The sequence below is a fragment of the Shivajiella indica genome, from assembly GCF_042683085.1.
In the GTDB taxonomy this organism is placed as follows: Bacteria; Bacteroidota; Bacteroidia; order Cytophagales; family Cyclobacteriaceae; genus Shivajiella; species Shivajiella indica.
Genome location: NZ_JBHUIV010000014.1, coordinates 119,671 through 132,698 on the forward strand (window position 1 = coordinate 119,671; position 13,028 = coordinate 132,698).

Annotated in this window: 11 protein-coding genes; 5 read left to right on the forward strand and 6 right to left on the reverse strand. The window is 40.5% G+C overall.

The window, feature by feature from the left end:
• Positions 1 to 5 precede the first annotated feature (5 nt).
• The gene (gene gldD, locus ACFSKV_RS09035; RefSeq protein ID WP_380801632.1) at positions 6 to 587 is read right to left on the reverse strand and encodes a gliding motility lipoprotein GldD; all 582 of its coding nucleotides are present in this window, start codon (positions 585 to 587) and stop codon (positions 6 to 8) included.
• Positions 588 to 664: 77 nt separating this feature from the next.
• On the opposite strand from gldD, the gene ACFSKV_RS09040 reads away from it, so the two are divergent.
• The gene (locus ACFSKV_RS09040; protein WP_380801633.1) at positions 665 to 1,201 is read left to right on the forward strand and encodes a DinB family protein; all 537 of its coding nucleotides are present in this window, start codon (positions 665 to 667) and stop codon (positions 1,199 to 1,201) included.
• A gap of 144 nt (positions 1,202 to 1,345) precedes the next feature.
• Here ACFSKV_RS09040 and ACFSKV_RS09045 read toward each other — a convergent pair whose 3' ends face one another.
• Both ACFSKV_RS09045 and ACFSKV_RS09050 read right to left on the reverse strand, forming a co-directional pair.
• On the reverse strand, positions 1,346 to 1,948 hold the full coding sequence (locus ACFSKV_RS09045; RefSeq protein ID WP_380801634.1) for a nitroreductase family protein: 603 nt from the start codon (positions 1,946 to 1,948) through the stop codon (positions 1,346 to 1,348).
• 184 nt (positions 1,949 to 2,132) lie between these two features.
• The gene (locus ACFSKV_RS09050; protein WP_380801635.1) at positions 2,133 to 3,056 is read right to left on the reverse strand and encodes a Nif3-like dinuclear metal center hexameric protein; all 924 of its coding nucleotides are present in this window, start codon (positions 3,054 to 3,056) and stop codon (positions 2,133 to 2,135) included.
• A 161-nt stretch (positions 3,057 to 3,217) separates the two neighbouring features.
• Between ACFSKV_RS09050 and ACFSKV_RS09055 the strand changes: the two genes are divergently transcribed.
• Together ACFSKV_RS09055 and ACFSKV_RS09060 are read left to right on the forward strand one after the other, a co-directional pair.
• Positions 3,218 to 4,924 carry a GMC oxidoreductase gene (locus ACFSKV_RS09055; RefSeq protein ID WP_380801636.1) on the forward strand — a complete coding sequence of 569 codons (1,707 nt, stop codon included), beginning with the start codon at positions 3,218 to 3,220 and terminating at the stop codon, positions 4,922 to 4,924.
• Between the two features lie 4 nt (positions 4,925 to 4,928).
• Complete coding sequence (locus ACFSKV_RS09060; protein WP_380801637.1) at positions 4,929 to 5,522, forward strand: gluconate 2-dehydrogenase subunit 3 family protein; 594 nt, start codon at positions 4,929 to 4,931, stop codon at positions 5,520 to 5,522.
• Between the two features lie 38 nt (positions 5,523 to 5,560).
• On the opposite strand, the gene ACFSKV_RS09065 is transcribed toward ACFSKV_RS09060, so the two are convergent.
• The 3 genes from ACFSKV_RS09065 to ACFSKV_RS09075 are packed head-to-tail and all read right to left on the reverse strand — an operon-like array spanning position 5,561 to position 9,698.
• Positions 5,561 to 6,310 (reverse strand): 4'-phosphopantetheinyl transferase family protein, encoded by a 750-nt coding sequence (locus tag ACFSKV_RS09065; RefSeq protein ID WP_380801638.1) that lies wholly within the window; start codon positions 6,308 to 6,310, stop codon positions 5,561 to 5,563.
• 21 nt (positions 6,311 to 6,331) lie between these two features.
• The gene (locus ACFSKV_RS09070) at positions 6,332 to 7,672 is read right to left on the reverse strand and encodes a cytochrome P450 (RefSeq protein ID WP_380801639.1); all 1,341 of its coding nucleotides are present in this window, start codon (positions 7,670 to 7,672) and stop codon (positions 6,332 to 6,334) included.
• 10 nt (positions 7,673 to 7,682) lie between these two features.
• A complete protein-coding gene (locus ACFSKV_RS09075; RefSeq protein ID WP_380801640.1) occupies positions 7,683 to 9,698 on the reverse strand; it encodes a 3-oxoacyl-[acyl-carrier-protein] synthase III C-terminal domain-containing protein in 2,016 nt (671 codons plus the stop codon).
• Between the two features lie 291 nt (positions 9,699 to 9,989).
• On the opposite strand from ACFSKV_RS09075, the gene ACFSKV_RS09080 reads away from it, so the two are divergent.
• Together ACFSKV_RS09080 and ACFSKV_RS09085 are read left to right on the forward strand one after the other, a co-directional pair.
• A complete protein-coding gene (locus ACFSKV_RS09080; protein WP_380801641.1) occupies positions 9,990 to 11,714 on the forward strand; it encodes a fatty acyl-AMP ligase in 1,725 nt (574 codons plus the stop codon).
• Positions 11,711 to 13,015: an LLM class flavin-dependent oxidoreductase gene (locus tag ACFSKV_RS09085; protein ID WP_380801642.1), complete on the forward strand. Its 1,305-nt coding sequence runs from the start codon at positions 11,711 to 11,713 to the stop codon at positions 13,013 to 13,015. The genes ACFSKV_RS09080 and ACFSKV_RS09085 overlap by 4 nt, the downstream gene beginning before the upstream one ends.
• Positions 13,016 to 13,028 lie beyond the last annotated feature (13 nt).

The following is a 13,028-nucleotide window of genomic DNA, read 5'->3' on the forward strand; positions in this document are numbered from 1 at the left end:
GTCAATTAATTTCTAAACTCCAGGGTATTGATCAAATGGGCCATGTCTATTTTGATGTATTCAATGGCAGGAGCAAGTGAGTCATTTTTTAATGCTGTGTCAAAATACAGCGCCCCCCTTAAAAAATTCTTGGTGGAATCAGTAACAAAAAACTGGAATTGGGTGGGAACTTCACCAGTTAATTCAGCCACTACTCCGGTATATCCTTTGGGAGTCATCATGATCGACTCCTCAATCCCATAAGCTTTGATCTGGTGTTTGGCAGTCAGATTAATGGCATCGTTTACCACAGTTTTGATATCTTTCCCTTTTGTGTCCAATTCCAGGTAAGTCAAATGAACCTTTCCTCCCAAAGAAGTATAATTGAGGTTTATCCAGTTTTTTTCGGCTAAATTGAAAGAATCAGGCTCAATCCTCGCATGGATAGAATGTTGAAAAGTGTAAGGCTTCCCCTCCTCTAAATTTGTGAATTCCCTTTCCGGCAAATCAATTCTATTATAACCTTTTGGTTTGGGCAGATAATCTCCTCCACCACAACTAGAGAGGACGATCAAGAATAATAGAATATACAGAGACTTGTTTGACATGGTTTCAAATTTATTAAAAGCGTTTGATTTACGGCCTAGAAATCGGATATTTATACGGAACTCTAACCAAAATCATTATGGAAAAGACCAAAAAAATATTCATGCTTGGATTGGGCTTGATAGCCTTTTTATGTGTTCAGACCATGTCTTCTGCTCAAACTACCATGGAAGAATTTTTAACCAAATGGGAAGCAGGAAAGCAATTTAGTCTAGAAGTGGTAGACAAAATGCCTGATCAATTTTATGACTATAGGCCGGAAGCTTCCGGAATGAGTTTCAGGGAACAGGTGACCCACCTCTCCTCCGCAATTGTTGGAATCAGTCAAAGGTTTTTGAAAGGTCAGGAGCCTGGATTTGATTTTAACGCCAAACCTGCAACAAAGGCAGAATTAAAGGCATTTGTAGAAGCATGTTATGATTATGGAACTAAGACATTCAAAAATCTCGGGATGGCTGACCTTGATGAAAAAGTGGAGATTTTTGGTACTGCTGCTTCTCGAAGAGAAGTTATCGCTTTGATTGATGATCATTGTACCCATCATAGGGGTGCAGCCGTCTCCTATATCAGGGCTCAAGGTATAGAACCACCAAGATATCGCGGAATGGGGATGTAATTCAATACCATTAATGAGAAAAGGAGCAGGCAAATCATTTAGAAATTTGCCTTCTCTTTTTCTATATACCCCCATTAACAAAACAAAATCCTTGAACTTTGAAAATTGGATTTTAAATTGGTAATTGGTAATTTAATAAAGGTTTTATCTCACCCACTCAGTTTTTTCCTCTACTGGCTTTCTTTTTCCCATTGGCCACCTATCAGTAACTGGTTTGGCGATATAGAAAAATCCCATCAGCATATCTTCCTCTCCTAAACCGAACCATTCTTTTGCTTCAGGCCAAAATGTGGCACCACCCGTACCCCAATACGCAGCAAGACCATGGGCTGAGGCCGTCAGGTACATATTCTGAACTGCCATGGACACTGCTGCAATTTCTTCCATTAATGGAAGGTTTGCTTTCATGTCACGCTTCAGTTTAATGGCAATGACATGTGACGCTTTTAAAGGGTTTTCTTTGAATTTTTCATAGGTGGCTTCAATAAAGTTCCCTGCTTTTATTGCCCTTTCTTTGTACAGCTCCGCCTGGAAGTCCGCAAATTTTTTCAACCCTTCCCCGGTGAAAACTGTAAAACTCCAAGGCTCTGTCAGTTTATGGGTTGGTGCCCAATTCGCATTCTCTAAAATTTCATGAATAATGGCATCATCTACTGGATCATTTTCTTTAAACTGGGCCACAAACATAGATCTGCGTCCACGGATGATTTTATTGACTTCATCTATATTGAAACTTGGTCTTTCCATAAATCTTATATTTGGTTTAAGGTACTATGGTCTTAAATCCAAAAATTGAAAAAATGGTTTCAAAAATTTGAAAAACCAAATGAAAATACCCTTGGAGTATTTTTTCAGGTATACCCCTCAAAAAGAACAAATATTCCAATAATTTTCAATTAGATAAGATAGGCTAGTTTTGGAGAGGGTTCTTTTAAACAAATTGATATGCTTCGCCAGAAGGAATATAACTCACTTTGATTTCAGGAGTTTTACCCTGAATCCATTCTGCCGCAAATTCCATACCTGCCGCTTCACTTAATTCGTGTCCCAAAATCATCAATGCCGTTTTTTCCCCGAGCAACTGTCCATCTCTTACCCTTTCCACAGTTTCCCATTCCCTCGTTTCCCCACTAAGGATGAGGTCTGGTTTATATTCCTGAATACCTGCTATGATCATCCTGCTATCTATGGCTCCAAATGCCAGGTAAATGGTTTGACATTCCTGTACCCTGTTTCCAACCAAACGTGCCTGTTGAATACCAAACCGCTCTTTGATGTGGGAAACGAGATCTTCTAATTTTTGTGGTTCTGGTAAGGTTAATAATCTTGGGGTGGAAGGATTGAAATATTTTTCCCAACCCAGTTTTTTTAGATTTCCCTCAGCAATACCATCCGGTTGTCTTCTGTGCCAGTAATCATGAAATCGCCAAATGGCGATGTTATGTTTATGGATCAATTCCAGTTTGCGTTGGTATACCTCATCCTCTTCCAGCCATTCCGTCTCATCCTGATGATTATAAAACAAGGTTTCATGGGCTATGATCAAATTTGACCCTATTTCCGCAGTTTTTCTGATTACGTCAACAGTAGGAAACATCGTCGTTACAATTCCCGTAACTTCCTGGTCCAAACTGCCCGTCCTTAATTGATCCACAGTTCGGGTAAAAGGTGCCCCTGGAATATCCTCTATAATAAGATCAATTACCTGTTTAACCGTTTTTCTATTTTTTGACAATTTACCATAAGCAAAAACAGGAAAATTAAGGGTATAAGCAGATCCTATTAGACATGAAATTTTCCAGATGAAATCTCTCCTGTTTGTATTGAATTCTTTATTTTTTCTTATTGGTTCCATATAGCTTGGAGTAAATTTAAAGAAAGTCAGAGAATTGATTTTGAAAATACGGATAAGAATGATTTCCGGATAATTTGTCATGGAATTTCCAAAATTTGTGGACTAACTTTCCGAACAATTCCCATATATACTTATATTAAGGGTCCAAAATATAAAATTTTATGGCCAATTTTAATATTGATGCAAAACAAAATATGACCTATGACGCCATAGTCATAGGTTCGGGTATCAGTGGTGGTTGGGCTGCCAAGGAACTGTGCGAAAATGGTTTAAAAACCTTAGTGCTTGAACGTGGAAGACTGGTAGAACATGTGAAAGACTATCCAACCATGAACCTGGATCCTTGGGATATGAAATATAGGGGCTCTTTGCCACCAGAGATAAAGCAAAAACATCCCAAAGGCGGACGTTCCGGATTTATTGGTGAGACCAACGAACATTTTCATGCCAATGACCTGGAAAATCCCTATACTGAAGTCAAACCCTTTATGTGGGTACGGGCCCATCAAATGGGTGGAAGGTCAATTCTTTGGGGAAAACAATGCTATCGTTGGTCTGATCTGGACTTTGAAGCCAATGCCAAAGACGGTTATGGCGTAGATTGGCCAATACGCTATAAAGACCTTGCCCCATGGTACACCCATGTGGAAAAATTTGCCGGTATTAGCGGGGAAGCCTTGGGCTTACCTCATCTTCCAGATAGCCATTTCCTTCCGGCCATGGAATTGAACTGCGTCGAAAAACATGTTAAAAGCCGTATTGAAAAGGAATTCCAGGGCAGACACATGATTATTGGTAGGGTAGCACACCTTACCGAACCACTTAATGGAAGAGGTAAATGCCAGTTCCGTAACCGCTGTGACCGCGGCTGTCCATATGGAGCTTATTTCAGCAGTAATGCGGTAACCCTTCCAGCTGCAAATGCAACCGGAAACCTGACCATCCGGCCTTTTTCCATTGTCCAATCCATCATTTATGATGAGGAAAAAGGAAAAGCAACAGGAGTACGAATCATTGATTCGGAAACCTCAGAAGTACTTGAATATTATGCTAGAATAATATTTTGCAATGCCTCTACTTTGAGCACTACCCAAATTTTATTGAATTCAATTTCCAACCGTTTCCCCGAAGGATTAGGAAATGACAGCGGTGAATTAGGCCATAACCTTATGGACCATACTTACCGTGTCGGTGCTATGGGAAAAGTAGATGGATTCGAGGATCAATATTATAAAGGAAGGAGGCCTAATGGCATTTACATACCCCGTTATGTCAATTTGGACGAAAAAACAAAAACAGATAAATTCTTAAGAGGATTTGGTTATCAGGGTTCGGGAGGACGTTCCAATTGGGGTGCCGGCGCCAACTTGGAAGATTTCGGCGGGGACTTTAAAGACAGCCTTATGAAGCCAGGACCATGGGAATTCTTTATCACGGGCTTTGCGGAATGTCTTCCATACCATGACAACAAAGTTTACCTGAACAAGGATGTATTGGATAAATGGGGCCAACCCACTCTTTCCATTGATTGTGAATTCAAGGAAAATGAAAAAGCCATGAACAGACAAATCAGAATAGATGCCAAGGAAATGCTGGAAAGAGCTGGTTTGAGAGATATTGTGGACTTTGATAATGAACATGAACCCGGTTTTGGAATCCATGAAATGGGAACCGCAAGAATGGGAAGAGATCCAAAAACCTCCGTTCTCAATGGAACAAATCAAGTCCATTCCTGCAAAAATGTATTTGTGACAGATGGGGCATGCATGACTTCTTCTTCCTGTGTCAACCCATCCCTGACTTATATGGCCCTCACTGCCAGGGCAGCTAACCATGCCGTATCTGAATTGAAGAAAAATAACCTTTAAGACCATGAACAGGAGAAACGCTTTACGAAAAACAGCATTATTGGCCAGTTCGGCCGTAGCTGCCCCTTCTTTATTTTCCTTACTTCAATCCTGTAAGCAACAAAACCGTCTGGAATGGACACCTCAATTCCTAAATGAGGATCAGGCAAGATTTATTTCTTCCTTTGTGGACACCTTACTTCCAAGGACTAGCACACCCGGGGCTTTGGATGTGAAAACGGATATTTTTCTGGATTTGGTTTTTGCCAAAACCTATGACACCAAAGCACAGGAGCATGTAGCAGCCCAGATCGATAAATTCAATGCAGATTGCAAAGCAAGCCATGGAAAAATTTTTGCTGACCTGAACGAAGAAGACAAAAAAGCAATACTTCAAAAAGCTGAATCCGAATCCGGAAAATTCAACCCAAGCGTTTGGGGAACAGCTGTTGGCAAGCAAGAACCTGTCGGGTTTTACCGTTCTTTAAAATCCATGGCTATCTGGGGATATTTTTCATCAGAGGAAATCGGATTAAACCACCTGAGTTATGATCCTGTCCCAGGTGAATACAAAGGCTGTATACCTTTATCAGATGTAGGAAATACTTGGAGTCTTTAAGCTTAAAGGGATCATTTGAAGAATTGATCCCTTTTTTTTCAATCCAAAGAAAAATTCCGGATTATCACCCCCATTTCAGCTTTATCTGTTCCAACAGCGGCTGCGAATCCCTCCCCAACCCCTAAGTCCATTACAAACCAGTTGTTCTTGTCACTTAAATCAACAGGAACCTTGACTTGTGAGAAACCACTGTCGTCCACTGATGAAACATCACATAGTTCCATTGGCAGGGAGAGTCCCTTTCCCGTAGCTTTTAAAAAGGCCTCTTTTCTGGTCCATAGCTGAAAAAATTTTTCATTCCTTTTTTCGCTATCCAAACTTTCAATTATCCTAATTTCTTCTTTTGTGAAAAACCTAGCCATCACTTGATTGATGTCCATATCATAACGAATACGCTCAATATCTACTCCTAAACTCACATCCTCACTGATGGCAATCAAGGCCAAATTTTCTGAGTGGGAAATATTAAAACAAATTCCACTGGAATTGGAATCAGATTTAAGTAGAGGTTTGCCAAATTCGGAATATTCAAACTTAATCAAAGCTGGCTCTTGCTGTAAATAAATCCCTAGAATTTGCCTTAAACTTCCTCTGGAAACGATAAATCTGTCCTGATCCCTCTCAAAATAAAACCTCCCTGCTCTTTCCATTTCATCCGGTGAAAGGGTCCTTTCTAAATCTTCCTTTAAACTCTTTGCTAAATCTAAGGAACAAGTCCAGACATGAATTATTTCATTTTGAATCTTTGCCTTTGGCAAACCTTTTTGCCAAGAAGAATTGGTATCCATTCTGATCATTGAATTTATCCCTTACTTTCTTCGATTGACCTGCATCATCATCCCGTTTTTCGGCCGGAGGTTCAGCAATTGGGCAATTTCTACAGTATGGCCAGGAACCAATTTTGCTTGCCAAAACTGTGCAATGGCAGCCAGAACCATCACTCCTTCCAACCAAGCATAATGCTGTCCGATGCAGGACCGGGGGCCTTCGCTAAAAGGAAAGTATCCTAATCTTGATTGCTGTCCACCTGGCTTTTCCTCCCAATTATGCGGGTTGAAAATCTCAGGATTAGCATGAAACCGTGAATCATGATGGATAAGATAGGGACTCATGAGAACAATGGTCCCTTCAGGCAATTCATAATCCCTTATAGAAAAACTATGTATTGCCTGCCGGGCTATGATATAAATAGGGGGATATAAACGCATTGCTTCAGAGAAGACCATTCTAGTAAATTTTAGTAAAGGAATATCCTCAAGGGTGGGCATCCTTCCCTGAAGTACCCGATCCAATTCTTCATGCAATTCAGCTTCCACTTCGGGATTTTGGGAAATGAGATACCATGTCCAGGTAAGAGCTAAAGATGTGGTATCAAATGCGGTAAGAAGAAGGGTCAATGCCTCGTCCCGAATTTGTTGATCACTCATTCCCCCCTGTTCTTGATCTTTCAATAACAATGAGAGTAAATCCCCATTGTCCAGCCTGTTCTGTTTTCTTTCATCAATAATCCGGTAAATGGTATTGTCCAATCTGGCTTTGGCCTTGAAAAATCGAATAGTCCCTGGAAAAGGGAGTTTTAATAGATACTCGGCAAAAGGAAGCGTAACCCTATCAAATAAGCTCATCACTGATTCCAGCGCCTGATTGATATCAGGGGCTTCTCCCTCAATATCCACATTGAACATCGTTTTCCCTGCTATCCCTGTGCTCATTTTAATCATTTCCTTCATCATATCCACTTGCATCCCTTCTTCCCAACTGTTCATTAACCGGGTAGCATATTCTGTCATGGCAGGTGCATAATTGGCCATCATTTTTCTATGAAAGGCCGGTTGAATAACACGGGATTGTCGTTTATGAAACTCGCCTTCACTGGTCAGAAGTCCCTCGCCCAAAAGCTCTTTGGCCATTTCCAAAGGACGTCCTTTGACAAAATTACTTTGCTGTGTGGATAATACTTCCTTGATATAATCAGGATGGTTTAACAATAGAACCCGTAAAGGTCCCATTTTAAAATGAGCGATATCTCCAAATTCTGAGGCTACTCCCTTCAAAAACCCAAGACTATCTTTTCGGAATCTCAATAAATTGATCAGGGAAATTCTTGGATTTGGCCCGGGTGGTAATTTGGATTTATTGATCACTTTCATAACATTTTCTTTAAAAATGATAAATGGCACAGCCAATCTGTAATCCGGATCCCACTGCTATTATTAATCCGATATCTCCGGATTTTACCAAACCATTTTCCAATGCATATTTCATCCCAAAAGGAATCGAAGAAGAAAATAGATCTGGTCCTTCACCCACTATATCAATAAACTTTTCATCATTAAGACCTATCCGCCCACTTAAAGACTTTATAAATCCAGAGGAAATCTGGGGTGGAAAGACCCAATCAATCTCCTGAAGCATAATTCCCTCCTGCTTCAAAATTTCATCCACGAGGGGTTGAATTGCCTGAAGATATTTTTCCTCAAGTTCTGAACCTTTTTCAATTTGAAAAAAGGGTATGACTTCTTTAGTGGAACAATTTACAGTGTAAGCAGCAATATCCTCTAAAAGGTATTTGAAAAGAAAGCGGGAAAACCCTTTGTCTTTTTGAGGACTTTTATCAAGCAGTATTGCTGAAGCTGTTTCACAGATTCCAATCAGATTTTTCGGAAAAAATTTGGCGTTATTTTCCAATTCCGTCGCTACTATCATGGCAGTATCGCTTGTTCCAGCTGAAATCATTTGCTGAGCTATAAAACAGGCCTGTAGAAATCCCATAGATCCATTAAAAATATCAAAAGCCAAGCTCTTTTTGTCCTTATCCGCAAGGGAAGCATTCAGATTCAGTTCCCCTGCCAACAATGCGGCAAAGGCAGGTTCCAATACATTGTCACTTCGGTAAATCCCTGTATGGATGAGTAATCCAATATCATTTACAGGGTGGGAGGATTGGTTCAGGCAATTTTCAGCAGCCTTACGGAGCAGTTCAAGTGAATCCCTCCCACTTTGTCTATCAAGTGGAAGGGTACCTATACTTTCCACTCGAATCCAAGGTAATTGAGAAGAATGATGTGGAATATTTTTCTGAACCGGTGAAGTATTAATTAAGTGCTTTTTTGCAGATTCTTTTTCCCTTATCCGATCTGGCAAATCATCAAAAACATAAAGCGCTGTGCCCGTGGTAAGACCAGAGGCAGAAATACCAAAAACAACCTTATCACCGGATTTAATCCTGTTGTTTTGGATATGGTCAAAAAGGGCCACAAAATGGGAAGTAGAGGCAGTATTTCCCCTCTCCTCTAAATTATTAATGGTATTTTCATCATGAAGAATGGGCTCATCCAAAAGATCATTGATTTCTTTTCTGGCACTATTAAGGGTCATTTTAGAGGTCTGATGCAAGATAAGATGATCAAATTTATCCGGGTACCATCCTTCCCTTTTCAAAACATCTAAAGCACTTTCGGCCCCTGATTTGATGCCGGCATCCGTTAGGTTAACTGAATCTGTTAACATAATCCAACCTCCTTGATCAGAAGTTTTGGCTATACAATATGGACTATACCGGCCAAATGTCTGAAGATCCAAGGCTACAAATCCAATTTGATCGTTGGAAGTGCTTTCCAATACAACAGCTGCGCCCGCATCTCCCAAAGTGAGACAGGCCAATCTGCTATCCATATAATTTTCAGCTTCCCTTTGCGCGGTTAAAGTCAGATGTGTTATGTATTCCCCACTGACTATCATAGCCTTCTTAACGGCTTTGGTCTCCATTAAGGCTTTGGCAATATATACCCCGGTGAACATTCCTGCACAGGCATTGGTAATATCAAATGCCAGTGCATTAAGGAAGGCAAATTCTTTTTTGAGTTTGACGGCAGTACAAGGTTCAAAAGATTGTAAATCGGGTTTATCTACTCTGGAAATATTACAACATATAAGCAAGTCTATTTCCTCAGGGGAATATTTTGAATCTTTCAAACATTCGGATATTGCCTTTCTCGCCAAATCAATAGAGAATTCTTCCTCTCCTGCCATCCTCCTAGTTTTAATTCCTGATATTTTTTCCAAAGGAAAACGGATCTGGTTTTTACATGCCTGGAGTACCTCTTGGGTAGAAATGGATTTGGGAGGAAGGTAAGTTCCAATGCTTTCAATTAATATGTTTTCTTTCTTTCCCATATTTCCCTTTATAAGAGTGGAAAACATCTAAATAATAAAAATTTAAAGATCATTCTTTTGAGCATATATCTGCCTCTGCCTCTCATTCTAAATTATTAAATAAATAGAAATAAAATGTTTTTCCTCAACAAAAATCTTGCTTGGAATTCACCCATTCATCCATATTGCTATTATCATAAAGATATCATAACTTAGGTTTAAATGGAAAATAAATATGATTTTACTGTTGGGATGTGGTGTTTGTTTTTCAGGTTTAATAAATAACCATTTTACACCCTTTTTGCGCTTTTAATGATAAGTACACCAACAACTCTTGTTGAAATCCTGAAATGGAGGGGAAAGAACCAGTCCGATAAACTCGCACTCCGGTTTCTGAAAGATGGAGAGTTAGATGAAGTTACTTTAAATTATGGAGAATTAGATCTCCGCGCAAGGGCATTAGGAGCCCAACTTCAGGTTTCTGTTAAGGCTGGAGAAAGGGTACTCCTTTTGCTTCCTCCAGGACTTGATTTCATAGTTGCTTATTTCGCCTGCATTTACTCGAACACAATTGCCGTCCCTTTACCACCACCACATCCTGCAAGGCTTGAATTCACATTGACCAACACCTTTCGTATCATCAAAGATGCATTACCGACAGCAGCCATTTTAAACCCATCTCTTTATGAAGCTATTTTGGCTGATACTAAAATTTTAAATCAGTTCAGAGGAATAAAGTTGGTGTTAACTATGGAGGATTCGGTCAAGGATTGGGCGGAAAGTTGGAAAGAAACAAAAATAAAAGGAGATGATATCGCCTTTCTCCAATATACCTCAGGGTCCACGACTGCTCCCAAAGGAGTGATGGTAAGCCATGGCAACCTCATACACAACTTGGGCCTGATCGAGAATTCTTTCGGACAAACAGGCAAAAGTGAAACCGTCATTTGGCTACCACCTTATCATGATATGGGCTTAATAGGGGGAATTCTTCAACCCCTTTATACAGGAAATCCAGTTACATTGATCCCACATCTCCTGTTTTTACAGAGACCTATCCGATGGCTTCAAGCCATAAGCAGGTACAAAGCAACAACCAGCGGAGGCCCCAATTTTGCCTATGATTTATGCCTCAGAAAGGTCAGACCCGAACAAAGAGACCTACTTGACCTTAGTTCCTGGGAAGTAGCATTCAACGGAGCTGAGCCTGTTTCCTATGCAACAATGGAACAGTTTGCGGATTACTTTGCCTCCTGTGGATTCAGGTTGAAATCATTTTTACCATGCTATGGACTGGCAGAATCTACCCTATTGGTAACAGGTGGTCCAAAATGCAGGTTGCCGGTAGCTGAAAATATTGACAAAGCTGGTTTAGAAAAAGACCAAGTCATCCTTACTAAAGAAAAGAATAATGCCACAAAAACCGTCGTGGGTTGCGGACAGATTAGAGAAAACCAAACAATAAAGATTGTAGACCCAGAAACCCAAAAAATCTGTTCTCCGGATCAGATAGGGGAAATCTGGGTATCCAGCCCTAGTGTGGCCAAAGGGTATTGGAACAAACCTTTGGAAACATCCTCCACATTTGGTGCACATTTTCCTGATTCGGGAGAAGGCCCATTTTTAAGAACAGGAGATCTTGGTTTTATACACAAAAGGGAGTTGTTTATTACAGGAAGGTTAAAAAGTTTGATCATAGTTGATGGGAAAAATTATTATTCACATGATATTGAAAGAACTGTTCAAGAATCCCACCCAAGTATTTCTCCCCTAGGCTGTGCCGTTTTTTCTGTGGAAAATTCCGGTAAGGAACAAATTATTGTCATAGCTGAAGTTCCCTTTAAATCATTGGATAATACCGAAGAGGTGAAAAAGTCCATCAAAAGGTCTATTTCAGAAAATCATGACTTACCTGTTCAGGATATCAGATTGGTTCTTCCTGGAAGCATTCCCAAAACAACCAGCGGCAAAATAAAGCACTTCGTCTGTAGACAAAACTACCTTTCCAATACCTTAAAAGAACTTATACACATATGAAATTCGGAATATTTATTGATTTGCAATTACCCCGTCCATGGGATGAAGGGGATGAAGCCAGACTTTTCAATGAAGCTTTGGAACAAGTTGAACTGGCGGATCGCTTGGGTATTGATTATGTTTGGGTACAGGAACACCATTTCTTGGAAGAATATTGTCATTCTTCTGCCCCTGAGGTTTTCCTTGCCGCTTGTACTCAGAGGACCAAACAAATCCGTTTGGGACACGGAATAGTAGTAATGTCACCTAAATTCAATCATCCCGCCAGGGTTGCAGAACGACTGGCAACCTTGGATATTCTTAGTGGAGGACGGGTGGAATGGGGCTCCGGAGAATCCGGTTCACGGATGGAATTGGAAGGTTTTGGGGTTGACTTTGTAGATAAACGACCCATGTGGGCAGAGGCTTTGGAGGAAGCTGCCAAAATGATGTCCATGAATCCCTATCCAGGATTTCAGGGAAAATATTTTTCCATGCCCCATAGGAACGTTGTGCCTAAACCCTTGCAGAAACCACACCCTCCGATTTGGGCCGCCTGCTCCAACCGGGACAGTTTAAAATTAGCCGCACAATTGGGTCTGGGAGGTTTGACCTTCGCGTTTGTAAATCCCGAAGAAGCTAAATTTTGGGTAGATGAATATTACGAAACTTTCAAAAAAGAATGCAACCCAATAGGTCAGGCAGTAAATCCGAATGTTGCTATGCTTACGGGTTTTATGTGCCACAAAGACCAGGATACCGCCGTGAATTTAGGATATGATGGGGCCCAGTTTTTCGCCTATGGGTTGGGACATTATTGGCGCGACGGCATACATACCCCAGGTAAAACAGATTTATGGGAAGAATTCAAAAAAAGACCTGTTACCGTGGATCAAAAAATTGAAAAGGAAAGAAAAAAGGCTGGAATGAGGGGTATAGGAAATCCAAAACAACTGATAGAGAATTTCCGGGCTTTAGAAGATGCTGGAGTTGATCAGTTGATCTTATTACAACAATGTGGTACTTACAGGCATGAGGATATTTGTGAATCCCTGAAACTCTTTGCTGAAGAAGTCCTTCCCCAATTCAAAGAAAGGGAGGAAAAAAGGATAAAAATCAAGGAGCGTGAACTTGCACCCTTTATAGAAGCCGCTAACCAAAAAATCAGTTTGCCGGATCCATTGAAAGATATCCCTCCTGTTGAGGCTTACCCGCTAATTTGGGAAAAAATGAGTGCAGCAAATACACAGGGAACACCGGACAGGAGACCGGGCATGACTGCATTTTGGCAAATGCAGGTAGGTGGTAAAAGATCCAAATAAGTATCTGAAATTT

Excerpts from the sequence above, each read along its gene's own strand:
- gldD (WP_380801632.1), bottom strand. The coding sequence starts at position 587 with ATGTCAAACAAGTCTCTGTATATTCTATTATTCTTGATCGTCCTCTCT.
- ACFSKV_RS09040 (WP_380801633.1), top strand. The coding sequence starts at position 665 with ATGGAAAAGACCAAAAAAATATTCATGCTTGGATTGGGCTTGATAGCC.
- ACFSKV_RS09045 (WP_380801634.1), bottom strand. The coding sequence starts at position 1,948 with ATGGAAAGACCAAGTTTCAATATAGATGAAGTCAATAAAATCATCCGT.
- ACFSKV_RS09050 (WP_380801635.1), bottom strand. The coding sequence starts at position 3,056 with ATGGAACCAATAAGAAAAAATAAAGAATTCAATACAAACAGGAGAGAT.
- ACFSKV_RS09055 (WP_380801636.1), top strand. The coding sequence starts at position 3,218 with ATGGCCAATTTTAATATTGATGCAAAACAAAATATGACCTATGACGCC.
- ACFSKV_RS09060 (WP_380801637.1), top strand. The coding sequence starts at position 4,929 with ATGAACAGGAGAAACGCTTTACGAAAAACAGCATTATTGGCCAGTTCG.
- ACFSKV_RS09065 (WP_380801638.1), bottom strand. The coding sequence starts at position 6,310 with ATGGATACCAATTCTTCTTGGCAAAAAGGTTTGCCAAAGGCAAAGATT.
- ACFSKV_RS09070 (WP_380801639.1), bottom strand. The coding sequence starts at position 7,672 with ATGAAAGTGATCAATAAATCCAAATTACCACCCGGGCCAAATCCAAGA.
- ACFSKV_RS09075 (WP_380801640.1), bottom strand. The coding sequence starts at position 9,698 with ATGGGAAAGAAAGAAAACATATTAATTGAAAGCATTGGAACTTACCTT.
- ACFSKV_RS09080 (WP_380801641.1), top strand. The coding sequence starts at position 9,990 with ATGATAAGTACACCAACAACTCTTGTTGAAATCCTGAAATGGAGGGGA.
- ACFSKV_RS09085 (WP_380801642.1), top strand. The coding sequence starts at position 11,711 with ATGAAATTCGGAATATTTATTGATTTGCAATTACCCCGTCCATGGGAT.